General features: G+C 65.8%; 28 protein-coding genes. 11 read left to right on the top strand and 17 right to left on the bottom strand.

Features of this window, described 5'->3' with window-relative positions; translation table 11 throughout:
- Positions 1 to 20: 20 nt before the first annotated feature.
- The 8 genes from K3M67_RS03775 to uvrC form a co-directional block, all read right to left on the bottom strand.
- Positions 21 to 812, bottom strand: a complete 792-nt coding sequence (locus K3M67_RS03775) for a LysR family transcriptional regulator (RefSeq protein WP_066856148.1) — start codon at positions 810 to 812, stop codon at positions 21 to 23.
- A complete protein-coding gene (gene apaG, locus K3M67_RS03770) occupies positions 809 to 1,207 on the bottom strand; it encodes a Co2+/Mg2+ efflux facilitator ApaG/CorD (RefSeq protein WP_066856315.1) in 399 nt (132 codons plus the stop codon). The genes K3M67_RS03775 and apaG overlap by 4 nt, the downstream gene beginning before the upstream one ends.
- A 37-nt stretch (positions 1,208 to 1,244) precedes the next feature.
- Positions 1,245 to 2,453: a trans-sulfuration enzyme family protein gene (locus tag K3M67_RS03765; protein ID WP_066856151.1), complete on the bottom strand. Its 1,209-nt coding sequence runs from the start codon at positions 2,451 to 2,453 to the stop codon at positions 1,245 to 1,247.
- Entirely contained in the window at positions 2,450 to 3,448 is a 999-nt protein-coding gene (locus tag K3M67_RS03760) for a threonine dehydratase (RefSeq protein WP_066856155.1), read from the bottom strand. The genes K3M67_RS03765 and K3M67_RS03760 overlap by 4 nt, the downstream gene beginning before the upstream one ends.
- 61 nt (positions 3,449 to 3,509) lie before the next feature.
- Entirely contained in the window at positions 3,510 to 4,553 is a 1,044-nt protein-coding gene (gene leuB / locus K3M67_RS03755; protein ID WP_285832323.1) for a 3-isopropylmalate dehydrogenase, read from the bottom strand.
- 63 nt (positions 4,554 to 4,616) lie between these two features.
- Positions 4,617 to 5,363, bottom strand: a complete 747-nt coding sequence (gene recO, locus K3M67_RS03750; protein WP_285832322.1) for a DNA repair protein RecO — start codon at positions 5,361 to 5,363, stop codon at positions 4,617 to 4,619.
- Positions 5,364 to 5,412: 49 nt separating this feature from the next.
- Positions 5,413 to 6,984 carry a methyl-accepting chemotaxis protein gene (locus K3M67_RS03745; protein ID WP_285832321.1) on the bottom strand — a complete coding sequence of 524 codons (1,572 nt, stop codon included), beginning with the start codon at positions 6,982 to 6,984 and terminating at the stop codon, positions 5,413 to 5,415.
- A gap of 164 nt (positions 6,985 to 7,148) precedes the next feature.
- Positions 7,149 to 9,062: an excinuclease ABC subunit UvrC gene (uvrC, locus tag K3M67_RS03740; RefSeq protein WP_285832320.1), complete on the bottom strand. Its 1,914-nt coding sequence runs from the start codon at positions 9,060 to 9,062 to the stop codon at positions 7,149 to 7,151.
- A gap of 161 nt (positions 9,063 to 9,223) precedes the next feature.
- Here uvrC and K3M67_RS03735 point away from each other — a divergent pair, with 161 nt between their 5' ends.
- Positions 9,224 to 10,276 (top strand): NAD(P)-dependent alcohol dehydrogenase, encoded by a 1,053-nt coding sequence (locus tag K3M67_RS03735; RefSeq protein ID WP_285832319.1) that lies wholly within the window; start codon positions 9,224 to 9,226, stop codon positions 10,274 to 10,276.
- A 98-nt stretch (positions 10,277 to 10,374) separates the two neighbouring features.
- On the opposite strand, the gene K3M67_RS03730 is transcribed toward K3M67_RS03735, so the two are convergent.
- Genes K3M67_RS03730 through epsC form a run of 3 tightly spaced genes read right to left on the bottom strand, consistent with a single transcriptional unit; the run spans position 10,375 to position 11,804 of the window.
- The gene (locus tag K3M67_RS03730; RefSeq protein WP_285832318.1) at positions 10,375 to 10,704 is read right to left on the bottom strand and encodes a YnfA family protein; all 330 of its coding nucleotides are present in this window, start codon (positions 10,702 to 10,704) and stop codon (positions 10,375 to 10,377) included.
- Positions 10,705 to 10,752: 48 nt separating this feature from the next.
- Positions 10,753 to 11,091 carry a DUF2794 domain-containing protein gene (locus tag K3M67_RS03725; RefSeq protein ID WP_066856173.1) on the bottom strand — a complete coding sequence of 113 codons (339 nt, stop codon included), beginning with the start codon at positions 11,089 to 11,091 and terminating at the stop codon, positions 10,753 to 10,755.
- A complete protein-coding gene (gene epsC / locus K3M67_RS03720; RefSeq protein WP_066856176.1) occupies positions 11,091 to 11,804 on the bottom strand; it encodes a serine O-acetyltransferase EpsC in 714 nt (237 codons plus the stop codon). Before epsC ends, K3M67_RS03725 begins: the two co-directional genes overlap by 1 nt.
- Positions 11,805 to 11,981: 177 nt before the next feature.
- Here epsC and K3M67_RS03715 point away from each other — a divergent pair, with 177 nt between their 5' ends.
- From K3M67_RS03715 to K3M67_RS03700, 4 genes are all read left to right on the top strand, one after another.
- Positions 11,982 to 12,755, top strand: coding sequence for a sulfite exporter TauE/SafE family protein (locus K3M67_RS03715; RefSeq protein WP_066856179.1), 774 nt, complete (start codon positions 11,982 to 11,984; stop codon positions 12,753 to 12,755).
- Positions 12,756 to 12,794: 39 nt separating this feature from the next.
- The gene (locus K3M67_RS03710; protein ID WP_066856183.1) at positions 12,795 to 13,724 is read left to right on the top strand and encodes a hydrogen peroxide-inducible genes activator; all 930 of its coding nucleotides are present in this window, start codon (positions 12,795 to 12,797) and stop codon (positions 13,722 to 13,724) included.
- Positions 13,725 to 14,066: 342 nt separating this feature from the next.
- On the top strand, positions 14,067 to 14,897 hold the full coding sequence (locus tag K3M67_RS03705) for a 23S rRNA (adenine(2030)-N(6))-methyltransferase RlmJ (RefSeq protein WP_285832317.1): 831 nt from the start codon (positions 14,067 to 14,069) through the stop codon (positions 14,895 to 14,897).
- Positions 14,898 to 15,067: 170 nt separating this feature from the next.
- Entirely contained in the window at positions 15,068 to 15,388 is a 321-nt protein-coding gene (locus K3M67_RS03700) for a hypothetical protein (RefSeq protein WP_084438946.1), read from the top strand.
- Positions 15,389 to 15,562: 174 nt separating this feature from the next.
- Here the strand turns inward: K3M67_RS03700 and K3M67_RS03695 are convergent, their stop codons facing one another.
- Genes K3M67_RS03695 through pgsA form a run of 3 tightly spaced genes read right to left on the bottom strand, consistent with a single transcriptional unit; the run spans position 15,563 to position 16,845 of the window.
- Entirely contained in the window at positions 15,563 to 16,006 is a 444-nt protein-coding gene (locus K3M67_RS03695; protein WP_285832316.1) for a molybdenum cofactor biosynthesis protein MoaE, read from the bottom strand.
- Positions 16,003 to 16,263, bottom strand: coding sequence for a molybdopterin converting factor subunit 1 (gene moaD, locus K3M67_RS03690; RefSeq protein ID WP_285832315.1), 261 nt, complete (start codon positions 16,261 to 16,263; stop codon positions 16,003 to 16,005). Before moaD ends, K3M67_RS03695 begins: the two co-directional genes overlap by 4 nt.
- Positions 16,264 to 16,266: 3 nt before the next feature.
- A complete protein-coding gene (pgsA, locus tag K3M67_RS03685) occupies positions 16,267 to 16,845 on the bottom strand; it encodes a CDP-diacylglycerol--glycerol-3-phosphate 3-phosphatidyltransferase (RefSeq protein ID WP_066858404.1) in 579 nt (192 codons plus the stop codon).
- 121 nt (positions 16,846 to 16,966) lie between these two features.
- Here pgsA and K3M67_RS03680 point away from each other — a divergent pair, with 121 nt between their 5' ends.
- The gene (locus K3M67_RS03680) at positions 16,967 to 18,292 is read left to right on the top strand and encodes an MFS transporter (RefSeq protein WP_066858367.1); all 1,326 of its coding nucleotides are present in this window, start codon (positions 16,967 to 16,969) and stop codon (positions 18,290 to 18,292) included.
- Positions 18,293 to 18,300: 8 nt separating this feature from the next.
- On the opposite strand, the gene K3M67_RS03675 is transcribed toward K3M67_RS03680, so the two are convergent.
- A complete protein-coding gene (locus K3M67_RS03675) occupies positions 18,301 to 18,498 on the bottom strand; it encodes a hypothetical protein (RefSeq protein ID WP_285832314.1) in 198 nt (65 codons plus the stop codon).
- Between the two features lie 108 nt (positions 18,499 to 18,606).
- On the opposite strand from K3M67_RS03675, the gene K3M67_RS03670 reads away from it, so the two are divergent.
- Positions 18,607 to 20,664: a transglycosylase domain-containing protein gene (locus K3M67_RS03670; protein WP_502958891.1), complete on the top strand. Its 2,058-nt coding sequence runs from the start codon at positions 18,607 to 18,609 to the stop codon at positions 20,662 to 20,664.
- A gap of 142 nt (positions 20,665 to 20,806) precedes the next feature.
- On the top strand, positions 20,807 to 22,516 hold the full coding sequence (locus K3M67_RS03665; protein ID WP_285832312.1) for an ATP-binding protein: 1,710 nt from the start codon (positions 20,807 to 20,809) through the stop codon (positions 22,514 to 22,516).
- Between the two features lie 21 nt (positions 22,517 to 22,537).
- Here the strand turns inward: K3M67_RS03665 and K3M67_RS03660 are convergent, their stop codons facing one another.
- Together K3M67_RS03660 and K3M67_RS03655 are read right to left on the bottom strand one after the other, a co-directional pair.
- Entirely contained in the window at positions 22,538 to 23,710 is a 1,173-nt protein-coding gene (locus tag K3M67_RS03660) for a BaiN/RdsA family NAD(P)/FAD-dependent oxidoreductase (RefSeq protein WP_285832311.1), read from the bottom strand.
- The gene (locus tag K3M67_RS03655; protein WP_066858401.1) at positions 23,710 to 24,165 is read right to left on the bottom strand and encodes a YaiI/YqxD family protein; all 456 of its coding nucleotides are present in this window, start codon (positions 24,163 to 24,165) and stop codon (positions 23,710 to 23,712) included. Before K3M67_RS03655 ends, K3M67_RS03660 begins: the two co-directional genes overlap by 1 nt.
- A 181-nt stretch (positions 24,166 to 24,346) precedes the next feature.
- On the opposite strand from K3M67_RS03655, the gene K3M67_RS03650 reads away from it, so the two are divergent.
- The 3 genes from K3M67_RS03650 to K3M67_RS03640 are packed head-to-tail and all read left to right on the top strand — an operon-like array spanning position 24,347 to position 26,897.
- Positions 24,347 to 24,769: an iron-sulfur cluster assembly scaffold protein gene (locus K3M67_RS03650; protein ID WP_066858353.1), complete on the top strand. Its 423-nt coding sequence runs from the start codon at positions 24,347 to 24,349 to the stop codon at positions 24,767 to 24,769.
- Complete coding sequence (locus K3M67_RS03645) at positions 24,769 to 26,574, top strand: cation:proton antiporter domain-containing protein (protein ID WP_285832310.1); 1,806 nt, start codon at positions 24,769 to 24,771, stop codon at positions 26,572 to 26,574. Before K3M67_RS03650 ends, K3M67_RS03645 begins: the two co-directional genes overlap by 1 nt.
- Positions 26,571 to 26,897: a DUF423 domain-containing protein gene (locus K3M67_RS03640; protein WP_066858347.1), complete on the top strand. Its 327-nt coding sequence runs from the start codon at positions 26,571 to 26,573 to the stop codon at positions 26,895 to 26,897. The genes K3M67_RS03645 and K3M67_RS03640 overlap by 4 nt, the downstream gene beginning before the upstream one ends.
- The last annotated feature ends 39 nt before the right edge of the window (positions 26,898 to 26,936 follow it).

Genomic DNA, 26,936 nt, shown 5'->3' with positions numbered 1-26,936 from the left:
GGCGCGCCTCCATCCCCGATTCAGGCGGTCAGCGCCTCGACCAGCGCCTTGACCTTCTTCTGCCGCCATTGGGGCAAGGGCGCGATCAGCCAGTAGGCGAGCAGCGTTGGCGTCGGGTCGCCCACCTGCCGCACCCGTCCCGACGCCAGATCGGCCTGCGCCAGCAACAGCGGCACGCGCGCCCGGCCGAAGCCATTGGCCGCCGCCTCGATGGCGAGGCCGCCGTCGGCCACGCGGATCGTCGCGGGCTTGTCGCCGGCAGGGCAGCCGGGCCAGTCGATGCGATGATCGGGGCCGCCCGATGCCGCCTCGACCATGACATAGGCGGCCTCGCCGATCTTGATGCCCTCATGCTCGCCCGCTCCGTCGGTCAGGCGCAGGGCGATGTCCAGATTGGCTTCGGTGAAGTCCAGCGCGTCGTCGGCCGCGATCAGCTGGAAGGTCAGGTCGGGCTGGCCCACGGCATAGGCGGCAAGGCGCGGCTGGAGCCATTTGGCGCTGATGTCGCGCGGCGCGGCGATCGTCAGCGCATGGCTGGACTGGCCCGCCTGCATCGCCCGGACCGCTTCCTCGAACTCCAGGAAACCGGCGCGGAGCGCGTCGAGGCCGGCCTCCGTCTCGGGCGTCAGTTCCAGCCCCTTGGGCGTGCGGCGGAAGAGGACAACGCCCAGCATGTCCTCCAGCGCGCGGATCTGCTGGCCCACGGCCGCCGGTGTCACTGCCAGTTCGTCCGCTGCGCGGGTGAAGGACAAATGCCGAGCCGCCGCATCCAGCACGCGCAGGCCGTTGAGCGGCAAATGCGTCCGCTTCATTCGGCCACCGCCGGCGCGATGAGAGCGAAATGGGGAATGGCGACGTCGAACGTCTCGCCGCCGATGCCGATCATGCGATAGCTGCCCTGCATCGAGCCGGTCGGCGTGTTGAGCGGGCAACCCGAAACATAGTCATAGCTTTTCCCCGGCTGCACCACCGGCTGTTCGCCCACCACGCCGTCGCCATCGACCCTATGCTGGCCGCCGCGTCCGTCGGTGATGACCCAGTGACGGGTCAGCAGCTGCACCGGCTGATCGCCCTGGTTTTCGATGCGGATATGATAGGCCCAGAACCAGCGGCCCCGGTCCGGCTCCGACTGTTCGGGCAGGAATGTAACCGCGACGTGGACGGTGATGTCGCGCGTCGTCGCATGAAAGGGGAAGAGCGCCAGCACGGTCATGTCTCAGGAATGCGCCCTGCCCCCGCGTCCGTCAACGGCCTATCGCGCGCAGCGCCCGGTCGAAATCGGCGATGACATCGTCCGGGTCTTCCAGCCCGACATTCAGGCGCAGCATATCTTCGGTAATGCCGACCTCCAGGCGCGCGGCTTCCGCCATGCCATAATGGGTGGTTGAGGCCGGATGCGTCATCAGCGAACGCGAATCGCCGATATTGTTGCTGATGTCGACCAGTTCGAGCGCATTGAGCAGGCCATGCGCCTCGGCCCGGCCACCGCCGACATAGAGCGAGAAGATCGGCCCTGCCATTTCCATCTGCCGCATGGCGAGCGCGTGCTGCGGATGGCTCTCCAGCCCAGGATAAAGCACCTTGGGCAGGCGCGTTTCCAGGAAGGCGGCGACCTTCAGCGCATTTTCGCTCTGGCGACGGATGCGCAGGTCGAGCGTCTCCAGACCTTTCAGCACCACCCAGGCGTTGAAGGCGCTGAGCGTCGGCCCGGTGTTGCGGTGGAAGGGCAGCAGCACATTGTCGATCCACTCGCGCGTGCCGCAGATGGCCCCGGCCAGCACCCGCCCCTGCCCGTCCATCATCTTGGTCGCGCTATAGGCAACCACATCCGCGCCAAATTCCATCGGCCGCTGGAGCGCGGGCGAGGCGAAGGCATTATCGACCACGGTGGTGATGCCATGAGCTTTCGCAATCGCGCAGACGGCGGCGATGTCCACCACGTCCATCGTCGGATTGGCCGGCGTTTCGAAGAAGAAGACCTTGGTATTGGGCTGCACCGCAGCTTCCCAGGCGTCGGTGTCGCGCGCGTCGATCGTGGTGGTCGCGATGCCGAATTTGGGCAGCAGCGTGTCGGTCAGCCAGCGGCACGATCCGAAGGCCGCCTTGGCCGCGACGACATGGTCGCCCGCCGACAACTGGCACAGCAAGGCCGCGGTCATCGCCGCCATGCCGGTCGCCGTGGCGCGGCACGCCTCCGCCCCTTCCAGCAGGGCGATGCGCTGTTCCAGCATCTCCACGGTCGGGTTCTGGAGGCGGCTGTAGGTCATGCCGACCTGCTCGCCGGCGAAGCGCGCGGCGGCATCCTCTGCCCGGTCGTAGCAATAGCCGCTGGTCAGGAAGAGCGCTTCGGACGTTTCGCCATATTCGCTGCGCGCCGTGCCGCCCCGGACCGCCAGCGTCGCCGGCTTCCAGTTCTTCGTGATCTCCCGATCCTGCCCGCTCTTCCGCTTCATATTGCTTTCCGCATATCCATCGTGACGCGCGGGGTGGCCCCGCTCAATATCTCGGCCATCTGGCTCCTGTCGCCATTACCGCCCGACAGGATTACCGCAACCTTCTTGCCGCGCATTCGCTCTTTTTCCTGGCACAGCGCCGCCAGAGCGACCGCGCCCGCCCCTTCGGCTAGGTTGTGCGTATCCTCCCAATAGATGCGGATCGCCTGCGCCACTTCATCATCGGTGACGGCGACGAAGCGGTCGGCGCGCGGCCCGAAATAGTCGAGCGCCGCCTGGACCGGGGTGCAGACAGCCACCCCATCGGCAAAGGTGTAGGCGGTCGGGCTGGAAATCAGCCGCCCCGCCTCGAAGCTGCGCTTGGCCGCGTCGACATGGGCGGAGACGACGCCGACGATCTTCGTGCCGAGGCCCAGCGCATCGCGCGCCGCGATCGTCCCGCAAAGGCCCGATCCGCAGCCGACCGGCACATAGACGGTGTCGAGATCGGGCACCGCGTCGAACAGTTCCAGGCCATAGCTCGCCACGCCCCGCACCAGTTCGCCATGATAGGCGGGGACCATATAGAGTCCCTCCTCCTGCGACAGGCGCAGCGCCTCCGCCTTCGCACTGTCGAAATCATGGCCATGTTCGATCAGGGTCGCGCCGAACGCGCGCATCGCGGCGTTCTTTTCCAGCGCATTGCCGTGCGGCACGACGATCGTGACATGTAGCCCCGCCGCCCGCGCCGCGCGCACCTGCGCCTGCCCATGATTGCCGCGCGTCGCGGTGATGATGCCGGTCACGTCCGGGTGGGCGGTCCGCAGCCAGTCTATATAGGTGATCGCGCCGCGCACCTTGAACGCGCCGGTGGGCGTGTGGTTCTCATGCTTCACCCAGACGTCGCAGCCGGTGCGGCCGGCCAGCAGCGGCCAGGCATATTGCGGGGTCGGCGGCACCTGATCGCGGATCAGGGCAGCGGCGGAACGGAGCGAGGCGAGCGAGAGATCGGTCATCGCCCGCCCTTATGGCTGGCGGGCAACGACGCCAATAACCGTTGCCCGCATATTGGCCCTTTCAGAGCGCGGCGAGCACCGCGTCGCCCATCGCCACCGTGTCCATCGTGCCGCCCAGATCGGGCGAGCGCGCGCCGTCGCGCAGCGCCTTCGCCACCGCCGCCTCGATCCGGTCGGCCTGTTCGGGCAGGTTCAGCGAGTAGCGCAGCATCATCGCGGCGGACAGGATGGTCGCCAGCGGATTGGCCTTGCCGGTGCCGGCGATGTCGGGGGCGGAGCCGTGGATCGGCTCGTACAGCCCCTGGCCGCTGCCGTTCAGCGTCGCCGACGCCAGCATCCCGATGGAGCCGACGCACATGCTCGCCTGATCCGAGAGGATGTCGCCGAACAGGTTGCCGGTCACGATCACGTCGAACTGGCCGGGGTTGCGGACCAGCTGCATCGCGGCATTGTCGACATACATATGGGTCAGGGCGACGTCGGGATAGTCGGCCGACACTTCGATCACCACGTCGCGCCAGAGCTGGCTGGTTTCCAGAACATTGGCCTTGTCCACCGAGCAGAGCTTGCCGCGCCGGGCGCGCGCGGCCTGGAAACCGGCATGGGCGATGCGGCGCACTTCGGCTTCGTTATAGGACATGACGTCATAGCCTTCGCGCAGGCCGTCGGCGGTGGTGCGGAATCCCTTTTCGCCGAAATAGACGTCGCCATTGGTTTCGCGCACGATCAGCAGGTCGATGGAGCCGGCGACTTCGGGCTTGAGCGCGCTTTCATGCGCCAGTTCGGGAAAGACCTTGGCCGGGCGCAGGTTGGAAAACAGGCCCAGTTCCTTGCGCAGGCCCAATATCGCCTGTTCGGGGCGCAGATGGCGTTCCAGCGAGTCGCAATCGGGATCGCCGACCGCGCCGAACAGGATGGCGTCCGCGCGCCTGGCAATCTCCAGCGTCTCGGGCGGCAGCGGATGGCCGACCGCCTTGTAGGCCGCGCCGCCGACGAGGCCATCCTCATAGGTCAGGCCGGGAATGGCCAGCGCATCGAGTACGCGCTTTGCCTGCGCCACGATTTCGGGACCGATGCCGTCTCCGGGGAACAGGGCGATCAACATGGCGAGACTCCTTATATTGCGTGGCTGATATTGCGTGGCTGGCCCTTATGAAGACAGAAGGTTTCACGCAACCGCCCTTTTGAGCCGTTCGACCAGTCTTTCCCGCGCGGCCAGCACATCGGCGCGCCGGTCGGTCAGCACCGACCGCTCCAGGAAGAAGCCGGTGAGGCGCAGCCCGTCCACTATCTGCGTCCAGTCGCCCCCGGACTCATGCGGGCCGCCCGCCAGCAGGAAGGGCGGCAGCGGCAGCAGCCGGCTTTCATAGCCGACTGCCGCCGCCCGGCTGACCGCCGCCGCGCTGCGCGGACTGACGAACGCCAGATCCTCCGCATCGCCCAGCGCTGCGCAGCGGGTGAGGTCGAGACCAAAGCCCAGTTCGGCGAGCAGCAGCAATTCGTAGCGCACCAGCGCCACCGCCCAGCCCCGCGCCGCCGGCGCCGCCTCGATCGCGCCCAGCACGCCCTCCAGCGCCTGGAAAAGCGCGGGATAGGGCGTCATTTCGGGCAGGGTCGCGGCAGTCAGTGCGCAACTCCAGTCGATCGCCGCGGCGGGGAGCGGCTCGGCATGGAGCGGCGCGCGGCTATGCTCCAGTTCGACGGTCAGCCCGGCCAGTTGTTCTTCGGTGCGGGCGCGAAATTCCGCCTTCACCACATTGCCCGGCAGCAATACCGGCCGCATCGCGCGCGACCGGCCCCCGCGCACATAGCCCGGCATCAGGCCATGATCGGGCGTCAGCAACCGCGCGATCGCGCCATGCTCGCCATGATGCCGCACGGCACAGACAAGGGCGGAGGTGTTGAGCATGGCCACGCCATCGGCTTAGCGAGATGCTTTCGCGCCGACTAGCCTCACCAGCGAGTCACGCGGCACGCAGTTCCTGCAAGACCTTGCGCACAGTGTCCTGCAATTCCACGGAACGGCTGGACAGGGCGCCGGCAGCCGTATCGGTCCGGCCCATCGCGTCATGCGCCTCCGTCAACGCGCCGCTCAGCGCTTCGGCCTGCGCCGCCGCGTCGGCGATATGCCGCGCCATTTCCTCGGTCGCAGCGGCGATTTCGCTGGTCGCGCGAATCTGCTCGGCGACCTGATCGGCGATGGTAGCGGCGGAGGCATCCGCTGTTTCGGCCGATCTGGCGGCGATGTCGATCGCCTCCGATACGCTGCGCGCCGCTTGCCTGATATCCTCGAGATAGGCGTCGATCTGACGGGTCGCCTGCGCCGTCTGGGACGCCAGGCTCTTCATTTCCGACGCGACCACGGCAAAGCCACGCGTGTCGGCGTTGCTGCGGGTTGCTTCGATGCCGGCGTTGAAAGACAGGGTACGGCTTTGCGCGGCGATGGACGAAATCAGCGCGACGATCGAACTGGCAGCGTCGACAGTGGTCGAAAGCGCCTTCACTTCGGGATTGAGCGCGCGCGCCGCCACGGCACCGCCGTGCGCGCTCTCCCGCGTGCGGGCGGCGCTGCTTCCGACATGGTTGATCGACGCTGCGAGCCGTTCTGTGTCGTGCGCCACTGCACGGACGTCCCCTTCGGCCCTGGCATGGGCAGCACGCAGTTCCGCCGACTGGCTGGTGGTGCGGTCGAGCAGTCTGAAAAGCCATTGCTTGCTGGTGGAGAGCTGACGCGACAATTGACCGAGGTCGCCGACGACGGCGCCCAGCCGCGCCTCCAGCGCGTCGGCAACCAGCCGTCGGCGTTCGGCCGCTTCCTCCGCGCGTCGCGCCGTCTCCTCCACGGCCCGCTGCCGATCGGCTGCAATCTGTGCCTTCTCGAGCGCCGCCAGCGCCTCTTCGGCGCGGCCCTTGGCGTCATCCGCTTCACCCCGCAATTGCTCACTGACAATCCGGGCCTGCGCCTGCGCTCGGATCAATTGGGTCAACTGATCGATGATCCAAAGCAGCATCACCGTCTGTAAAAGAAGGATCAGCGCATGGAGGAATACGCGGGGCAGATTTCCAGCGTCGGCAAAAACCCAGCCTGGTTGCAGATAGGCAAGCGCCAGATGATGTACCGCGGTGGCGCCGGCTGCAACCAGCAGGGCGCGACGATCGAGCAGCGCCGTCAACATCGCCAGCGCCGCGAAGAACGCCATATGCAGGTCCATCTGCCAGATATGGCCACGCAGCAGGAAGACGTGGAGCGCGGGGAAAGCCATCGCCGTAAGCGCCAGGGTCATCCGGGCGGATGGCGATACGTCGCCGCGCAGGACCATTGCGGTCGGGATCAGCGCGAGGAGCGCGGCGACGAGCGGCGCAGCAAAGGCGTCGGCAACATCCCGTCCCATCGCTACCAGACCTAGGACAGCAATGTTCAGCCAGAACAGCAGCACCAGCATCCGCGCGCCCGCCCGCCGCATGGCACGCAGCGAATCATCCGCATCGGGCAGGACGCCGCTTGTGTCGGGGCTGCGCAGCGTATGGAGCCGCAAGCGATCCCCAAGGCGAGCGCGCCGGAAAATATGCGTAGCTTCGTCCCACCTCATGATCGCCAGTCCCGTCCAGCTCAAGATGCGACCATGAAGCTGACAGAAAAGCATTAATAGGTCCTTAGCCGTAACGAACCCGCTTTCATGCGTGTCAGGCTGACCTTCGATCACCCATGGAAATAATCATAGACCTGTTGCGCCACGGCCTTCGAGACGCCGGGCGCGCGTTGCAGGTCTTCCAGGGCGGCGTCGCGCACCGCGCGGGCGGTCCCGAAATGCATCAACAGCGCCTTTTTCCGGGCGGGGCCGATGCCGGGGACTTCGTCCAGCGAACTTACGGTGATCGCCTTGCTGCGCTTGGCGCGGTGGGCGCCGATGGCGAAGCGGTGGGCTTCGTCGCGCAGGCGCTGGAGGTAGAAGAGGACGGGATGGTTGAGCGGGAAGGTGATTTCGCGGCCGTCCATCAGGTGGAATATCTCCCGCCCCTCGCGGCCATGATGCGGCCCCTTGGCGACGCCGATCATGCAGACATCCTCTATCCCCATTTCCTCCAGCATGGTGCGGGCGGCCGATAGCTGGCCCTTGCCGCCGTCGATCAGCACCAGGTCGGGCCATTCGCCGCTGTCGCGATCCGGGTCTTCCTTCTGCGCGCGCCCGAAGCGCCGCTCGAACATTTCGCGCATCATCGCGAAATCGTCGTTCGAGATGGCCGGGTCTTTCATATTGAACTTGCGATAGGCGGATTTGCGGAAGCCCTCCGGCCCCGCAACCACCATCGCGCCCAGCGCGTGCGCGCCCTGGATATGGCTGTTGTCGTAGATTTCGATGCGGTCGGGCACGCCGTCCAGCCCGAACGCCTCGACCATCTCGTCGAGTATGCGGCCCTGGCTGGTGGTTTCGGCGAGCCGGCGGTCGAGCGCTTCCACCGCGTTGCGCTGCGCCTGCTTGATAAGGCGGGTGCGCTCGCCGCGCTGGGGCACCTCGATCCGCACCTTGCCGCCCGCCCGCTCGGCCAGCGCCTGCGCCATCAGTTCGCACTCGGCGGGCTGGCGATCGGTCAGGATCAGTCGCGGTGGCGGCACTTCCTCATAGAATTGCGCCATGAAGCTTTCCAGCACCTCCTCCGTCGCGACATCGGCGGTATGGACCGGGAAGAAGCTGCGGTGCCCCCAATTCTGGCCGCCGCGAATGAAGAAGGCCTGGATGCACATCGCCCCGCCCTTTTCCGCCAGCGCGAAAATGTCGGCGTCGCCCAGCCCTTCGGCATTGATCGCCTGTGACCCCTGAATGAAGGTCAGCGCCTTGAGCCGGTCGCGGATCACCGCCGCCTGCTCGAAATCCAGCGATTCCGCCGCCTGCTCCATGGCGGCGCCCAGCTTCTTCTGCACGGCGGTCGACTTGCCGCCGAGGAAATCCTGCGCGTCCCTGACCAGTTCGGCATAACCCGCCGCGTCGATGCGATCGACGCAGGGCGCGGAGCAGCGCTTGATCTGGTAGAGAAGGCAGGGCCGCGAGCGGTTGGCGAAGAAGCTGTCGGTGCAGGACCGGAGCAGGAACAGCTTTTGCAGCGCGTTGATCGTCCGCGTCACCGATCCGGCGCTGGCGAAGGGACCATAATAGCGGCCCTGATATTTGCGCGCGCCACGATGCTTCTGGACGCGGGGGAAGGCATGATCCTCCCGCAGCAGGATGAAGGGGAAGCTTTTGTCATCGCGCAGCAGGACATTATAGGGCGGGCGGTAGCGCTTGATGAGCTGCGCCTCCAGCAGCAGCGCTTCGGCCTCGCTGTTGGTGGTGACGATGGTCATGCTGCGCGTCTGGGCGACCATGCGCTGGAGCCGGCGCGGCAGGCGGTCGACCTGGGTGTAATTGGCGACGCGGTTCCTGAGCGCCCGCGCCTTCCCCACATAGAGCACGTCGCCGCGCGCATCGTGCATCCGGTAGACGCCGGGGCGGATCGGCAGCGTCTTGAGCGTGGTGCGGATCGCCTCCACCCCGGCGTCGATGTCCGGCTGGCTGCCGGTGACGGTGAAGCTCGCCTTGTCTTCGTTGAAACGGTCGGGGGATTGGGGGCCGGACATGGCGCCTGAGATAGCGCACCCGGCTTCTTTCGCAATGGCCGGGTTGATCGACCCATTCCCGACCCTATCTATACCGCACCGTACAAAAAGATGCGGACTTTCCACCCCCATTGCCGCGAGCCTCGCTGGCATCTCCAAATCATTCAAAAGAGGGACACTCCATGAGCGTGAAAGCCTATGGTGCCTATGCGGCCGATAAACCCCTGGAAGCGATCGACATCGAAAGGCGCGCGGTCGGCGCGCATGATGTGCAGATCGCCATCGCCTATTGCGGCGTTTGCCATTCGGACCTGCATCAGGTCCGCTCCGAATGGGACGGCACCCGCTATCCCTGCATTCCTGGTCACGAGATCGTCGGCCATGTCACCGCCGTTGGCGACCATGTGTCGAAGTTCAAGGTCGGCGACACGGTCGGGGTCGGCTGCATGGTCGATAGCTGCCAGCATTGTTCGGCCTGCGACGAAGGGCTGGAGCAATATTGCGAAAAGGGTTTCGTCGGCACCTATAATGGCCCGACCGCCGATGCGCCCGGCCATACGCTGGGCGGCTATTCGCAGAGCATCACGGTCAAGGACGATTTCGTCCTGAAGATCAGCCATGCGCCAGAGCAGCTTGCCGCGGTCGCGCCCCTGCTGTGCGCGGGCATCACCACATGGTCGCCGCTGCGCCACTGGAAGGTCGGGCCGGGGCAGAAGGTCGGCATCGTCGGCATCGGCGGGCTTGGCCATATGGGCATCAAGCTGGCCCATGCCCTGGGCGCGCATGTCGTAGCCTTCACCACGTCCGATTCCAAGCGCCAGGACGCGCTGGAACTGGGCGCGGACGACGTCGTGGTGTCACGCAATGCGGAGGAGATGGCCGTTCATGCCAACAGCTTCGACTTCATCCTGAACACGGTCGCCGCCAGCCATGATCTCGACAACTTCACCGCGCTTCTGAAGCGGGATGGCACGATGACGCTGGTGGGCGTGCCGGAACATGCACACCCCTCCCCCAATGTCGCGGCGCTGATCTTCAAGCGCCGGACGATCGCCGGGTCGCTGATCGGCGGCATCGCCGAGACGCAGGAGATGCTCGATTTCTGCGCGGAGAAGGGCATCACGGCCGAGATCGAGATGATCGCGATCCAGGAGATCGAGACCGCCTATGCGCGGATGCAGAAGAGCGACGTCAAATATCGCTTCGTAATCGACAACGCCACGCTGGCGGCGTGACTTGGCCGGTCTGAGGCGTTTTCCGGCTCGGCAGCGATTGCACTTGCCCTGAAAACGCGTCGAGGGCGGGCGGCTCGACCAGGGTCACCCGCTTCGCCCTATCCGGTGCGGTGCGGGGCGAGGAAGATCACCGCCGCGCCGATCAGGCACAGGGCCACGCCCGCGACGTCCCAACGGTCTGGCCGCACGCCCTCCACCAGCCAGAGCCACATCAAGGCCGACAGGATGTAGACGCCGCCATAGGCCGCATAGGCGCGCCCGGCCTGCGACATGTCGACCAGCGTCAGCAGCCAGGCGAACAGCATGAGCGAGGCGGAGCCGGGGATCAGCAACAGCGCGGACCGGCCCGACCGCAGCCACGCCCAGAAGGCGAAGCATCCGGCAATTTCCGCAAGGGCGGCGACGACATAGACAAGGGCAGAGGTCATCACCCGGCTCTATCAAGCGGGCATCGCGCCGTCTTTCCTAAACCGGCGTCAATCCTCGACGATCCTCAGCAGCTTGCGTTCGACCGGGGCCAGCACATTCTGGAGATCCTGCCCGCGCTTCAGGATATGGCCGCCCTCGCCGACCAGCGCCCACATGCCCTGGCGATGGCGCAGCGCGGGGCGTTTCTCGATGCGATATTCGGGGCGCTCGGCGGAGCGGCGGAAAGCGCTGAAGATCGCCGCCTCCCGCCCCATGTCCATGGCATAGTCGCGCCAGTGACCGGCCGACACCATCCGGCCATAAAGATCCATGATACGCTGCAGTTCCAGCCGGTCGAAGCCCACCTGTCCGGGCGAAGCCGCAGGGAACGGCGTCACATTGGTCATCAGGCCCGGCCACGCTCCCTGAACAGCACGCCGGGTTCGGGAACGTCCGGCTGCTGCCGCTCGGCCACCAGTTCGGCGATCCGCTTCTGCAACTGCTCTACCTCGCACTGGAGCATTTCCAGCTTCTGCTTTTCCGGGTCGAAGCAGTCCGAACAGGGCGTGCCATAGGGCATGAAGTCACGCTGATAGGCGGTGACGTCGACCAGCATCTGCCGCGCCGGAATGCCGACCATCGTGGCCCCTTCGGGCACGTCCTTGGTCACGACCGCATTGGCGCCGACCCGCGCACGCGCGCCGACCTGCACCGGCCCCAGCACCTGCGCGCCCGACCCGACGATCACGCCGTCGCTCAGCGTCGGATGCCGCTTGCCGGCGATGCCGTTGGCGGGGTCCGTGCCGCCCAGCGTGACATTCTGGTAGAGGGTCACGTCATTGCCGATCTCGGCTGTCTCCCCGATCACGGTGAAGCCATGGTCGATGAAGAAGCGCTTGCCGATCTTCGCGCCGGGATGAATGTCGTTGCCGGTCAGGAAGCGCGACAGATGGTTCACCGCGCGTGCCAGAAAGAAGAGGCGGGCGCCGTACAGGCGGTGCGCGACGCGGTGGAAAGCCAGCGACCATACGCCGGGATAGAGCAGGATTTCCGCGCGGGACCGGGGCGCGGGATCGCGCGCCTTCACCGAATCGAGATAAGCGACAAGATTGCGCAGCATGTCCGCGTCCCTGAAAATTCTTCCCTGACCGCGTCCTACATAAGGCCATGCCCGGATTTTTTCCAGAGCAGCAGGCCGATGCGGCGAAATGCCGCTTTCGGGTTATAAAGGGAAACTTGCTTTGCAATATGATATATGCCTATCAATGAGGTAGACAATCAAACCAAAGGACGACGGATGATTGACGCCTTCATCGCCAATTTCGGCGACATTCTGCCCTTCATCCTGATTGGTTTCGGCGCCCAGATGATCGACGGCGCACTCGGCATGGCCTATGGAGTTATTTCCAGCACGCTGCTGCTGGCGCTCGGCGTGCCGCCCAGCCGCGCGTCCGCCAGCGTCCATGCCGCCGAAACCTTCACTACCGGCGTGTCGGCGGTCAGCCATATCCTGCACCGCAATGTCGACTGGAAGCTGTTTGCCCGGCTCATCATTCCCGGCGTGATCGGCGGCGTCGCGGGCGCCTATCTGCTGTCGAACATCGACGGATCGGTCATCAAGCCCTTCGTCCAATTCTATCTCGCCGCGATCGGCGTCTATCTCATCTGGCGGGGCTTCCACCTGCCGCCCAAGCCGCGCGATCCCAAATGGGTGACGCCGCTGGGCCTCGTGGGCGGCTTCATGGATGCCACCGGCGGTGGCGGCTGGGGACCGATCGTGACGTCCAACCTGCTGCTCCAGGGGTCCAGCCCGCGCCATACGATCGGCACAGTCAACACGGTGGAGTTCATCCTGACCACCTCGATCAGCCTGACCTTCCTGTTCCATCTGGGCTGGGAAACCTTCACCACCTACACGGTCGGCCTGCTGATTGGCGGCGTCGTCGCCGCGCCCTTCGGCGCGATGCTCGCCCGGCGCGTCTCGCCCCGCGTCCTCTTCACGGCGGTCGGCATCATCCTGACGATCACGTCGCTGTTCGGCGTCGCCAAATATCTTGGATATATCGGATAATGCGCTTATATCCGGCTTTCTGATCGAGGAAGCCGATAAATGTCCAGTTACCTGCCCACGCTGAAACAGCTGCAATATCTGGTAGCGCTCAAGGAGCAGGGCCATTTCGGCAAGGCCGCTGACAGTTGTTTCGTCACCCAGTCGACGTTGTCGGCCGGCATCCGTGAATTGGAGTCGCTGATCGGTGTCACGCTGGTCGAGCGCACCCGCCGCGTGGTGCGTTTCACCGCGCTGGGCGACCGGATCGTGGAAAAGGCGCACCGTGTCCTGCGCGAGGCGGAGGAACTGACCGCGATCGCCGAAGCCTCCGGCAAGCCGCTGACCGGCGAATTGCGGATGAGCGTGATCCCGACCATCGCCCCCTTCCTGCTGCCGCGGCTGCTGCCCAGGCTGCGCGGGGAACGGCCCGAACTCAAACTCTATCTGCGCGAGGAAACGACGCAGGCGGCGATCGAATCGCTCCGCCACGGCAATGTCGACTGCGTGCTGCTGGCCCTGCCCTTCCCCATGGGCGAACTGGACAGCGAGATATTGTTCCAGGACCGGCTCTATGTCGCCTTCCCGCATGACGACCCGACCAATCCACCCGACTGGATCGGCCCCAACATGATCGATGAGAGCAAGCTGCTGCTGCTGGAGGATGGCCACTGCCTGAAGGATCATGCGCTGGCGGCGTGCAACCGACCGGACCTGCGTGCCAGCGCGACGATGATGGGCACTTCGCTCCACACGCTGATCCAGATGGTAGACAATGGGCTAGGCGTGACGATGATCCCGGAAATGGCAATCGCCGGCGGCATATTGGAGCATACGCGCATCGCCGCCCGGCCGCTGAAATCGGAGCGGTCTTCGCGCGACATCGCGCTGGTATGGCGGAAGAACAGCCCGCGGGAGAAGGAATTTCACATGCTGGCGGGCATATTGCGCGACGCGGCGGCAACGAGTTGCCGGCTGCCGGAAGCGGCCTGAAGACCATCCCGTTCGTTCGAAGGGAAGGGCGAAAGGGTCGGGAAACTGGCGGCTCGCAGTGACGGAAATGGGTGGCGAGGCGACTGTCTGCTTTCAGTGAGGCAAGTGGCAATATCTGACACTGGACGGTGAAAATCACCTGGCGATATACGCGCGGCGGCCGACCGACAGCTAATGGCCACTTGCTATCAATATCCATGCCACAACCAGATGGACAGCTATCTGCTTTTACCGGCCAGCCAGCCGCCGTCGCAAAATCGGCCAATAGCGGCACTGCCATAGCTTCGCCTTGCAGAAGGTCCAGCAACTCGTAAAGGCAGATCATCAGGATTTTGAAGCACAATGAATTATCGCCATTCCTTCCATGCTGGCAATAGCGCCGATGTCGTAAAGCACAGCCTGTTGATCACCCTGGTGCGGACCTTGCAACACAAGCCGGGTCCGCTGACCCTGATTGACACCCATGCCGGCTGCGGGCTGTACGATCTTGGCGGCGACGAGGCCCAACGTACCGGCGAAGCCATGCAAGGCGTGCTGCGGGCCGTTGCAGACCCGAACCCTTTGCTGGACGACTACCGCGCCGCCGTGCAGGCGGTGAATGTGAGTGGCGAACCGCGCCTTTACCCCGGCTCGCCGCAGATTCTGGCGCAGCTTTTGCGCCCGCAGGATGTCCTGATCCTCAACGAAAAGCACCCGGAAGACGCTTGCACACTGCGCGGCGTGATGCGGGGCACCAGTGCGGCCGTGCATCAACGCGACGCTTACGAACTTTGGCTGGCTATGGTGCCGCCCCGCACCGCGCGCGGCGTGGTGGTGGTCGATCCACCCTACGAGCAGACGGACGAACGCGCGCGCATCACCGCCACACTCGCCGCCGCTCACCGTAAATGGGCGCATGGTGTGACGGTGATCTGGTTTCCGCTGAAAGACCGCGCCACGCATTGGCAGTGGACGCAAAAGTTACGCAAGCTCGGCATCCCGAAATTTCTGCGGGTTGAGCATTGGCTATATGATAGCGAGCAACCCGGCATCTATAACGGCGCAGGCCTCTTCATTATCAATCCGCCCTATGCTTTCACGCAGGCCCTCCCGCCAATGTTGGAAGCATTACGCGCGGCGTTAGCGCCCGAAGGGCATAACGGGGAGATCATATCCGATTGGTTGGAGGATTAAGACAAATCCTCCCCCCTCTCCCAGAAGGGGGATTGCCGCACTTGGCCTATGCGGCGTTGGCGACGGACTCAATCATATGGTCTGTTCGCACAGTATGGCGACTGAGGACATCGAGAAAAGCCTGCGATACCATGGATGGAGTATCGCTGCCGACATGCTAAGGGGATGACATGTTTCAAGCACCCGGCCGCAGCGGCACTGTAGAGATTGACGGTTTCAAATATGATTGGGAACTCCTGAGCGAACCTCAATTATCCTCTTCCGATGGCTGGAAAGGCATGACCGTCTCTCTGCGCCAGAGAGACATGCCGCGCCAGGCCGTGCTGGAATTTCCGGCACCCAAGCGCCTGATGAGAGGATTGCCGAAAGGGCGTTTACACATCAACGATGCGATTGCTTCGCGAGGAGTGCGGGCCGCACTGTCGGCAGGATGGGAACCTGCATCTCGAGGCAAACCGACGGTTTTCATGGTTGATGCCAACGGTGACTAAGGGGGCGTAAATCGCGCAACCCCGCCACCGCAGATATACATGGAGCCGGTGGGTATCGTGCCATTCGTCCGCTCATCCATCCGGGAAGCGGTCGGTCGGCACGTTAGAGACGGAGTTTCGGCGTCGAACGTCTGCAATTGGTCGCTTTCAGACCGGCCGATCGGCTGCGGCGGTTCAGGCTTGCCAACCTTCCGCCTTCGCCTCATCCTCGGCGCGGGCCTCGACCCATTGGGTCACGCCGCTTTCGAAATGTTCCTTCTTCCAGAAGGGCGCGTGCGATTTCAGCCAGTCGATCAGGAAGGCGCAGCTTTCCAGCGCCGCCGTGCGATGACGCGAGGCGGTACCGACGAACACGATCCGCGCGCCCGGCTCCAGCCGTCCGAACCGGTGGATGACGCTGACGCCCAGTAGCGGCCAGCGCGCCGTCGCGTCCCCGACGATCCGTTCGACCTGCGCCTGGGTCATCGCCGGATAATGTTCCAGTTCCAGCGCGACGAGGCCGCCTTCGCCCCGCACCACGCCGGTGAAGCTCGCCACGCCGCCGCCGCCCAGCGCCTCCAGCGCGGCCAGTTCGTCCGCGACGTCGAAATCGTCCGACTGGATCGCGATCCGCTTCATCCGCCCGTCACCGGCGGGAACAGGGCCAGTTCGCGCGCGTCGCCGACCGGGCTGTCGATCGGCACGAAACGCTGGTCGATCGCGGCGCGCAGACGATCCGAATCGCCCAGCGCCTGCGCATAACCGCCGCCCCGCGCCGCGAGGGACGCCACCAGCTGGGCAATGGTGGTGCCGGCATCCGGGCGGTCGATCCGCTCCTCGTCGCGACCGATCGCCTCCCGCACCCAGGCAAAATAGACGATGCTGAGCTGCGCCATCGGTCAGTCCATGTGCCGGATGCCGACGCGCAGATAGTCCCAACCGGTGACGAGGGTCAGGATCGCAGCCGCCCAGAGCGTGAGGATGCCGACCATCTGCACGAAGGCAAATTGCGGCACGGCCCCGGCCAGGATCAGCGCGCCCAGGGCGATGATCTGGAAGGTCGTCTTCCACTTCGCCAGGCGCGACACCGGCACCGACACCTGCAACCCGGCCAGGAATTCCCGCAGTCCCGAGACGGCAATCTCGCGCAGCAGGATGATCATCGCGGCAACGATATGGATGCCGGCGATGTCGCGCGTCGCGGCCAGCATCAGGATGACCGCGCCGACCATGATCTTGTCGGCGATCGGGTCAAGGAAGACGCCGAGTTTCGACACCGTTCCCTGCGCCCGGGCCAGATAGCCGTCGAAATAATCGGTCACGCCCATGAGGCAATAAAGGCCGAAGGCCAGCGCATAGCCGGTGGTCCAGCGCGCGCCCTGCCCCACGCCCGCCAATTCTTCGGGCCAGAGCAGGGCGACGAGCAACGGCACGGTCAGGATGCGCGAAAGCGTCAGCAAATTGGGCAGCGTCAGCATGGCCGCGAACTGCCACAGTCCGGCACGCTGCACAAGCGAGGCGATGCAAGCATTGGACAGGAACGCCGCCAGCCGCTAGACCCCGGCCCGGTCGCTAACGGGAAAGAAGACGCCCCATAACATGCAAGCCTCTCTCAGGCTCCTGAACAAGCGCCGTTTTTTGCCGCTGTTCATCACCCAGCTGCTGGGCGCGTTCAACGACAACCTGTTCAAGAACGCGATGGTTCTGTTCGTCGTATACCAAGTCTATAATGACGAACGGTCCGAAACCTGGTTCAGTGCGCTGGCGACCGGCCTGTTCATCCTACCCTTCTTCCTGCTGTCCGCCCTGTCGGGCCAGCTCGCCGATCAGCGGGACAAGGCGACCATCATTCGATGGGTGAAGGCGGCGGAAATCCTGATCATGGCGGTCGGCGCGGTCGGCCTGGCCCTGATCTGGAGCGGCATCGGCGTGCATAGCCTGGCGATCCCGCTGCTGCTCGCCGCGCTGTTCGCCATGGGCATCCATTCGACCTTCTTCGGCCCGATCAAATATGCGATCCTGCCCCAGCATCTGCATGACGAGGAAGTGCTGGGCGGCACCGGCCTGGTCGAGGCGGGCACCTATATCGCGATTCTGGCCGGCACCATCCTGGCCGGGATCATCCCGGTGGAGGTGGCCGCCATGGGCATCATCATCACCGCGCTGATCGGCTATGTCGCGGGCCGCGAGGTGCCGTCGGCTCCGTCCCTGCTCGAAAAGCAACCCATCGATTTCCATATCGTCCGTTCGTCGATCGCGCTGGTGCGCGGGACGATGCACATTCGCCGCCTGTTCCTGGCGATCATGTCGATCAGCCTGTTCTGGGCGGTCGGCTCCATCCTTTTCATCCAGTTTCCGCCGCTGGTGAAAAACGTGCTGACAGCCGACAAGCCGGTAGCCAGCCTGTTCCTCGCCATCTTCTCGATCGGCATCGCAATCGGGTCGATCGCGATCAACCGGCTGCTCCAGGGGCATGTGTCGGCCAAATATGCGCCCGCATCGGTGATCGGCATGGGCCTGTGCATCGTCGCCTTCCACATCGTGTGCGACCTGTGGACGCCGGCGCCGGGCGGGCAGATGCTCTCGCTGGCGGGGTTCATGGCGCATCCGCTCGCCATCCCGCTCTCGCTCTGCCTGCTGGGCGTGGCGACCTTCGGCGGCATGTTCGTGGTGCCGCTCTACGCGTTCCTGACCACCACGGTGGAAAAATGCGAGGCGGCGCGGACGGTCGCGGCCAACAATATCGTCAATTCCGGCGCAATGGTGGTGGGATCGCTCTGCGCCATCGGCCTCAGCATCGCAGGCGTGTCGGTCGTGATGCAATTGCTGCTGGTCGCGATCCTGTCACTGCCCTGCGCCTGGATGGCATGGCGGCTGCACAAGGCGTGTGACGACGGGGCTTGCGACGGCCCGCCGTGCCACTGACCGACGGATCAGAAAATGAAGCCGTAAAAGGCCCAGAAGAAGGCGCAGAAGCTCAGTGCAAACAGCTTCCAGTCGCTGTCGTCGTCGACCGGGCGCTTCCTGCGGCCGGCGCCCTCCGGCATCAAGCGCAGGACATGGGCTGGGAGCCGCTGGCGGAAGGGATGGCGGGCCGATTCGGTCGTGAGGACAAGAGGACGGTTTCGCATGTGCATTGGTTAACGCGGAATTTACCATTTCTGCCACTACCAAAGATGGTTAATTTTGGGCTGTCCCGGCGCGGGACATGCTTGACTGTATGATGTGAACAATACAGCATGACCGAACCGATGAACGAGTCCGTCCCACCCGTCCCTTCCGACGCGTCGCAGCCGCGCGCATTCGGTGCCGGACCGCCCAGCGCCTTCGCCCCGCCCACGCCCTGGCGCCGGCGGATGCAGATTTTCGGCTGGGTGGTCGCGGCGGGCCTGGCGCTGCTGATGGTCCTGATCGCCTGGCTGGCCGTCACCGCACCCTTGTCCCGATCCCTGAAGCCGATCGCGCCGCCCGCCATCAGCCTGATGTCGGCCGACGGGCATCTGATCGCCCGTCGGGGCGCGGTGATCGACAAGCCGGTGACGATGACGGAACTGCCCGCCCATGTGCCCCAGGCCTTCATGGCGATCGAGGATCGCCGGTTCCAGAGCCATTGGGGCGTCGATCCGCGCGGCGTCGCGCGCGCGATGTGGCATAATTTCTGGTCGGACGGATCGTCGCAGGGCGGCAGCACCATCACCCAGCAGCTGGCCAAGGGCATGTTCCTGTCCAGCGACCGGACGTTCGGGCGCAAGGCGCGCGAGGCGCTGATCGCGGTCTGGCTGGAAGCCTGGCTGACCAAGGACCAGATCATGGAGAGATATCTCTCCAACGTCTATTTCGGCGACAATGTCTATGGCCTGCGCGCCGCAGCGCGCCATTATTTCAACCGCTCGCCCGAACGGCTGACCATCCCGCAAGCGGCGATGCTGGCCGGATTGCTCAAGGCGCCGTCGCGGCTGGCCCCGACGTCCAACCTAAAGGGTGCGCGCGCCCGCGCCGCGCTCGTCACGCAGGCGATGGTGGACGCCGGCTATATCAGCCAGGCCGAGCGCAACGCCCTGCCCCCCGCGCGGCTCAACCTGCATGACGATCCCGATCCGACGAGCGGCACCTATTTCGCCGACTGGGTTCTGCCCCATGCCCGTGACCGGGCCGGCGCCGTCTATGGCGAACAGGAAGTGCCGACCACGCTCGACTGGCGCATCCAGCGCCTCGCGGAAGCCGCGATCCGGCGCGCGCCGCTGGGCCAGGCGCAGGCGGCGCTGGTGGCGATGAAGCCGGATGGCAGCGTCGTCGCCATGGTGGGCGGCAAAAATTATGCGAAGAGCAGCTTCAACCGCGCGGTGCAGGCGAAGCGCCAGCCCGGATCGACCTTCAAGCTGTTCGTCTATCTGGCCGCTTTCCGTTCGGGCATGACGCCCGACGACATGGTGGACGATACGCCGATCACCACCGGCACCTATCGCCCGGCCAACCATGGCGGCAAATATCGCGGGCGCATCACCCTGCGCCAGGCCTTTGCCGCGTCGAGCAATGTCGCCGCCGTGCGCCTGACCCAGAAGGTCGGCGTCGATACGGTCATCAAGGTCGCCCGCGACCTGGGCGTCACCGCGCCGCTGACCGAGGATCTCAGCCTCGCGCTCGGCACATCCGAAATCCCGCTCATCGAACTGGCCGAAGCCTATGCCTCGGTCGCCGCCGGCGCCTATCCTGTGGTCGCGCACGGCCTGCCGCCCGAGCAACAGGGGTGGTTCGAGAAACTGATGCAGCGCCAGCGCCGGTTCAGCGACGACCAACTGGAAATGATCCGCGACCTGCTGTCCTCCGCCGCCAATCGCGGCACCGGCAGCGCTGCCGCACTGCGCACCAGCACCTTCGGCAAGACCGGCACGACGCAGGACAGCCGCGACGCCATTTTCGTGGGCTATGCGGGCGGCCTGGTAACGGCGGTCTGGATCGGCAATGACGACAATGCCCCGCTGCCCGGCGGCGCGGCAGGCGGCGGCGTGCCGGCGCGCATCTGGCGCAATTTCATGAGCGGCGCGATCAACGAGCCGGTCGAGCAGGTGCCGGAGGAGGAACAGGATAGCGACCTGGTGAACGCCATCGCCAATGTCACGGTGGAAACGGGAATCGGCAATGTCGGAGTGGGCGTCGACGCGGAGGGCATGACGGTGAACATCGGCGGCAACCAGTTGCGAATCCCGTCCGACCAGCCGCTTCCGCTGCCGCCGCAGGGCACGCCCCCGCCCCGTATCGCCCCTACGCAACCGGAGGGCGAGGACGGCGGACCCTAGAGATTTCTGGGGGTGGAATAGTTAATCGGACGGAAGCCACATTCGGCCTGTCGCATCGTCATAAGTGTTTGACGACGGCCCATTTCCCTCCGCATCATGTTCGATGCTATAAGCCGCCGGTGGCCGATTCAGAGGTTGCTCGATGAAGGCGAGAATAGACAGCGAATTCGCGTCCGAACAGAAAGCCCTGGCCGCACGCTGGTCGATGGCGGCTGAGGCCATGGAGGCATTGGCGGGCGCGCGGTCGCTCGACGCGATCACCGCCGTCCTTCGCGCTTTCGCCCGCCGGGCCGTGGGCGCCGACGGCATCGCTATCGTCCTGCGCGACGAGGAAGAATGCCATTATATCGCCGAGGATTCGATGGAGCCGCTGTGGGCGGGACAGCGTTTCCCGATCGAGCGCTGCGTGTCCGGCTGGGCCATGCTCAACCGTCAGACCGCCGTCATTCCGGACGTGCTGGATGATGCGCGCGTCCCCAAGGAGGCCTATCGCCGCACTTTCGTCCGCTCCATGGTCATGGTGCCGATCGGCCGGGTCGAGCCGATCGCAGCCGTTGGCGCCTATTGGTCGGAGGCCGGGGCGCCAACGGACAATCAGGTCGCCCTGCTGGAAGCGTTGGCCCGCGCCGCATCGACCGCATTGGAGAATGGCCGCCTCTTCGCATCGCTGGAAGCGCTGAACCTCCATCTGGACCAGCGCGTTCGCGAAAAGAGCAGCGCGCTGGAACAGTCGCAGGACAAGGTGCGCCATCTGCAGAAGATGGAGATGCTGGGCCAGTTGACCGGCCATGTGGCCCATGATTTCAACAATCTGCTGACGCCCATCATCGGCGGCCTTGACCTCATATTGTCCGGCAGCGGATCATCCGGCGCCGTGGAACGGACCGCCGGCATCGCCATGCAGGCGGCAGAATCGGCGCAGATACTGGTGCAACGACTGCTGGCCTTCGCCCGGCGCCAGCCTCTCCAGCCCGTGGCGGTCGATCTGCCCGATCTTCTCGCCGGGATGCAGGCGCTGCTGGCCAGCACGCTCGGCCCGCGCATCACCCTGACCATCGACCTGCCGCAGACGCTGCCGGCGGTCCATGCCGACGCCCATCAGCTGGAACTGGCGATCCTGAACCTGGCGGTGAACAGCTGCGACGCCATGCCCGGCGGCGGCGCGCTCACGATCACGGCGGAGGCGCGGGAAAGAGGACTCCCCGCCGCTCTGGCGCCCGGCCACTATGTCTGCCTGACCATCTCCGACACGGGCGCGGGCATGACGCCGGCGGTCAAGGCGTCGGCCATGGAACCCTTTTTCACGACCAAGCCCGTCGGCCATGGCACCGGACTGGGCCTGTCCATGGCGCATGGGCTGGCGGGCCAGCTGGGCGGCACGCTGGAAATCGACAGCGAGGTCGGCAAGGGAACGGACGTCCAGCTGTGGTTGCCGGTCGAGAAGGCGAAGAAGGCGACCGGCCTGGCCGGGAGCGACCAAACGGTGTCCGGGAAAAACCAGGGCAAGGCGCTGCTGATCGACGATAATGCGATGGTCAGGACCGGTACGCGCGAGATGCTGACCGAGCTCGGCTATGAGGTGGTCGACATCGACAGCGCCGAACTGGCGATCGGCATGATCGAGGCCGGCTACAGCCCCGACATCGTGATTACCGATCATGTGATGCCGGGCATGACCGGCGCGGAACTGGCGCTGCGGCTGCGGGTCGATCGGCCGGAGATCGCGGTCCTCATCATCTCGGGCTATGAGGGGATCGACCTGATCGCGCCCGATATCGTCCGCCTGTCCAAACCGTTCCGCCAGAAGCATCTTCAGGCGAGCGTGGCCGCGGCGCGCGCGCAGACGGCCTGAGCGGCCCGTAGCCGCGCGGCGCTACAGCGCCTGTCCGGCGGCCCAGCCGCTCGCCCAGGCCCACTGGAAATTATAGCCGCCCAGCCAGCCGGTGACGTCCACAGCCTCGCCGATGGCGTAGAGGCCGGGCGCCTTGGCGGCTTCCATCGTCCGCGACGACAGCCCGGCGGTGGCGATGCCGCCCACGGTCACTTCCGCCTTGGCATAACCTTCGGTGCCCGAGGGGACGAACGGCCAATCGGACAGGCGTGCGCCCGCCTGGCGCAGCATCTTGTCGGACAGGTTGCCGACCTCGCCCTGCACCCCGATCCGCTCCAGCAGGGCGTCGGCCAGCCGTTCCGACAATGCCTGCGCCAGAATCTTGCGCAGGGTCGCGCGCGCCCGTTCGCGCTTTTCGGCGAGCAGCCAGTCGGCACCGCGATCGGGCAGGAAATTGACGTTGATCGGAGTGCGATGCTGCCAGTAGCTGCTGATCTGGAGCATCGCGGGACCGGACAGGCCGCGATGGGTGAAGAGCGCCGCCTCGCGGAAGCGGGTCTTGCCCCAGCGCACCTCGACATCGGCCGATACGCCCGAGAGCGACTGGAACAGCGCCTCCTCCGGCCCCAGGGTGAAGGGCACCAGCGCCGGGCGCGGCTGCACCACCGACAGGCCGAAACGGCGCGCGACGTCATAGGCGAAACCGGTCGCGCCAAGCTTGGGAATGGACGGCCCGCCGGTAGCCAGCACCAGCGCGGGCGCGCGATGCTCCCGGTCGCCCAGCCGCACCCGATACAGGCCGTCGCCATGATCGACGTCCGCGACCGGCTGGCCGAGCGCCATCGTCACCCCGCCCCTGGCGCATTCCGCTTCCAGCATCGCGACGACCTGCTTCGCCGACCCGTCGCAGAAAAGCTGCCCCAGCGTCTTTTCATGCCAGGCGATGCCATGGCGATCGACCAGCGCGATGAAATCCTGCGCGCTGTAGCGGCCCAGCGCGGATTTCGCGAAATGGGGATTGGTCGACAGATAGCGGTCGGGCGCGGTGTGGATATTGGTGAAGTTGCACCGCCCGCCGCCGGAAATCAGGATCTTCTTACCCGGCGCGTCGGCATGGTCGGCAAGCAGCACCCGCCGGCCCCGTTGCCCCGCGACGCCGGCGCACATCATGCCGGCCGCGCCCGCACCCAGGATGATCGCATCGAAATCGGCCATCAGCGTCCTCGCTTGAGGCGCACCAGCGCCTCGTCCAGCGCGGAGAGGAAGCGCGAGCGATCGACCTTCGAGAAGGGAGCGGGTCCGCCGATGGGGTCGCCCACGGCGCCCGCGCGCAGATCCGCCATGATCGCCCGCGTGGCGATGGCCGCGCCGATGGAACTGAGCGTGAACGGCTTGCCGGTGGGCGCGATCACGACAGCCCCCGCCTTCAGGCAGCGATCGGCGAGCAGGATGTCGGCTGTGATGCAAATGACGTCCGCCCCGGCGCGCTCCGCGATCCAGTCGTCGGCTGCGTCGAAGCCGTCGCTCACCACCACCCGTTCGATCAACGGGTGCGCCGGCACGCGGATCGGGCTGTTGCTGACGATGATGACGGACACGTCATGCCGCCAGGCGACCTTATAGACCTCCTCCTTGACGGGACAGGCGTCTGCATCGACCAATATCTTCATGAAGCGGGGCGATAGGCCGCCGATCCACCCCAAGGCAACTAATTCCTCCCCTTGATGGAGACCCATATTTCCATCGAACACCTCACCGGGGGAGGATTTTGTGACGGCCCGTTCATTCTATTTTTCCGCTGACCCAATCGCCGCCTTCACCCCGCGCCCTTCCTGCCCTACATGGTCGGGCATGAGTGCCCCCCTGTATAACAAGGACATATTGCGGCTCGCCGCCAGCATTCCGCATCATCAGCGTCTGGCCGATCCGCAGGCGACCGTGGAGAAACGATCGCCTACCTGCGGATCGCGGGTGACGGCGGACGTCCGGATGGCGGATGGCCGCCTTGCCGACATGGGGCTGGACGTGAAAGCCTGCGCGCTCGGCCAGGCTTCGGCGGCGCTGATGGCGGCGCAGGCCATCGGCCTGAGCGCGGCGGAACTGGCGGAGGCGCGCGACAAGCTGGCCGCCTATCTGGCGGGGGACAGCGACGATCTCGACTTCTGGCCGGGCCTGGCGGTGCTGGCCCCCGCGCGCGGCTATCCGGCCCGCCATGCCTCCATCCGTCTCGGTTTCGAGGCCATCGCCGAAGCGGCGCGGATGGCGGACGCCTGATGCAGGGTGACGCCCCCATTCCCGCCAACGCAACAGAGATGCTGCTGTCGGAAGGCGTCATCCTGCTGGGCGCGGCGGTGTTCTTCGTCCTGCTGTTCCGCCGATTCGGGCTGGGCGCGGTGCTGGGCTATCTCGTCGCGGGCGCGCTGGTCGGTCCGCAGGGGCTGGGCCTGGTCGGCGGCGGCGAATCGAAGCTGGCCATCGCCGAAATCGGCATCGTCCTGCTGCTGTTCCTGGTGGGCCTCGAACTGCATCCGGCCAGGCTGTGGCGGCTGAAGCGCGACATTTTCGCGCTGGGCCTGGCGCAGGTGGTGCTGTGCGGATGCGCGCTGACGGCGATCATCTTCTATTCCACCGGCTTCACATGGGGCGCGGCGATCGCGCTCGGCCTGCCGCTCGCCCTCTCCTCGACCGCTCAGGTGCTGCCCGGCCTCAAGTCCAGCGGCCGGATCAACTCACCCTTCGGCGAAAAGGTCTTTTCGATCCTGCTGTTTCAGGATCTCTCGATCGTCCCGCTGATCACCATCGTCGCCGCGCTGTCGCGCAACCCCGCTGATGCGGGCGGCCCGCCGGGATGGATGATGGCAGGCTATACCGTCGCCGCCATCGCGGGACTGGTGCTCGCCGGCCGCTTCATCCTGCGGCCGCTGCTGGCGCTGGTTGGACGGATGGGCGAGCGCGAACTGTTCGTCGCCGTCGGCCTGTTCACCGTGCTCGCCGCCGCCGCGTTGATGCACGCGCTGCACCTGTCGACCGCACTGGGCGCGTTCATCGCCGGCGTGATGCTGGCCGATTCGCCCTATCGCCACGAGATCGAAGCCGACGTCGAACCCTTCCGCTCGATCCTGCTCGGTCTGTTCTTCCTGGCCGTCGGCATGGTGCTCGACCTGCGCGCGGTCGCGGCCAATCCGCTGTTCGTCATCGCCATGGCGGCGATCCTCGTCGCGACCAAGGCCGCGATCGTCACCGGGCTGGCGCGGCTGTTCGGGATGAGCTGGCAGGCGGCGTTCGGCGCCGGCCTGCTGCTCAGCCAGGGTGGCGAATTCGGCTTCGTCCTCTTCGCTCAGGCCCAGAATGCCCTGCTGATCGCGCCGGAGGCGGCCAGCCTGTTCAGCGCCATCGTCACCTTCTCCATGGCGACGACGCCCTTCCTGATGCTGTTCGCGCGCCGATTCGAATTTGCCAAGCCCAAGGATGATGGGAGCCTGTCCGGCCCGGAAGAGGCGCCGCGCGGGTCCGCCATCATCGTGGGCTATGGGCGTTTCGGCCAGACCGTCGCGCAGATGCTGATGGGCCATGGCTTCGCCGTCACGCTGATCGACAAGAAGCCGGCGCAGATCGAGACGTCGAGCCGGTTCGACATGAAGGTCTATTATGGCGACGGCACCCGCATCGACCTGCTGCGCCGGTCGGGTGCCGACGAAGCGCGGCTGATCGCCTTCTGCATCGACGATCCCTCGCTCGACGCCCGTGCGCTCCAGCCGATCGCCGAAGCCTTCCCCCAGGCGGCGCTGATGGTCCGCGCCTTCGACCGGCGGCAGGTGCTGGCGTTGCAGGACATGGACCTGGCGGCTGTCGTGCGCGAAGTCTATGAATCGGCGATCTGCATGGGCGTGCAGGCGATGCAGTCGCTGGGGGTGCCGCAGGAGGAAGTGGAGGAGGTCGAACGTCAGTATCGCGCCAATGACGAACAGCGCTTCGCCGCCCAGATCGAGCATGGCAGCCTGCTCGCCGCTAAAGATCTGATGTACCGGCCCGGCAAGGCGATGCACCTGCTCAGCCGGGGGGAAAAGGAGGATATATGATCGCGATACTCGCCTGCCTGTCGGCTGCGCTGGCGATCGGCGCCGGCGCTTTCGGCGCGCATGGCGCCGCCGATCCCAAGGCGGCCGAATGGCTGCGCACCGGCGGCCTCTACCAGCTGATCCACGCCGTCGCTGCAGTGGCGATCATGGGCGCCGCGCGCGGCGCGGCCACGCTGCTGCTGGTCGGCGGGGCGATCTTCGCCGCTTCCCTCTATATCATGGCGCTGGGCGGGCCGCGATGGCTGGGCGCGATCACGCCGGTCGGAGGCACACTGATGATCGCGGGCTGGCTCTGGGCTGCCTGGAGCTTCTCGCGCCCCTGATCCGCGCCACCTTGCCGCAAACCACCGTCCCGCCTAGAT

The sequence above is a fragment of the Sphingobium sp. V4 genome (assembly GCF_029590555.1).
Lineage (GTDB): Bacteria > Pseudomonadota > Alphaproteobacteria > Sphingomonadales > Sphingomonadaceae > Sphingobium.
Note: the sequence above shows the minus strand (reverse complement) of the source record. Positions and strands in the feature narration are given on the sequence as shown.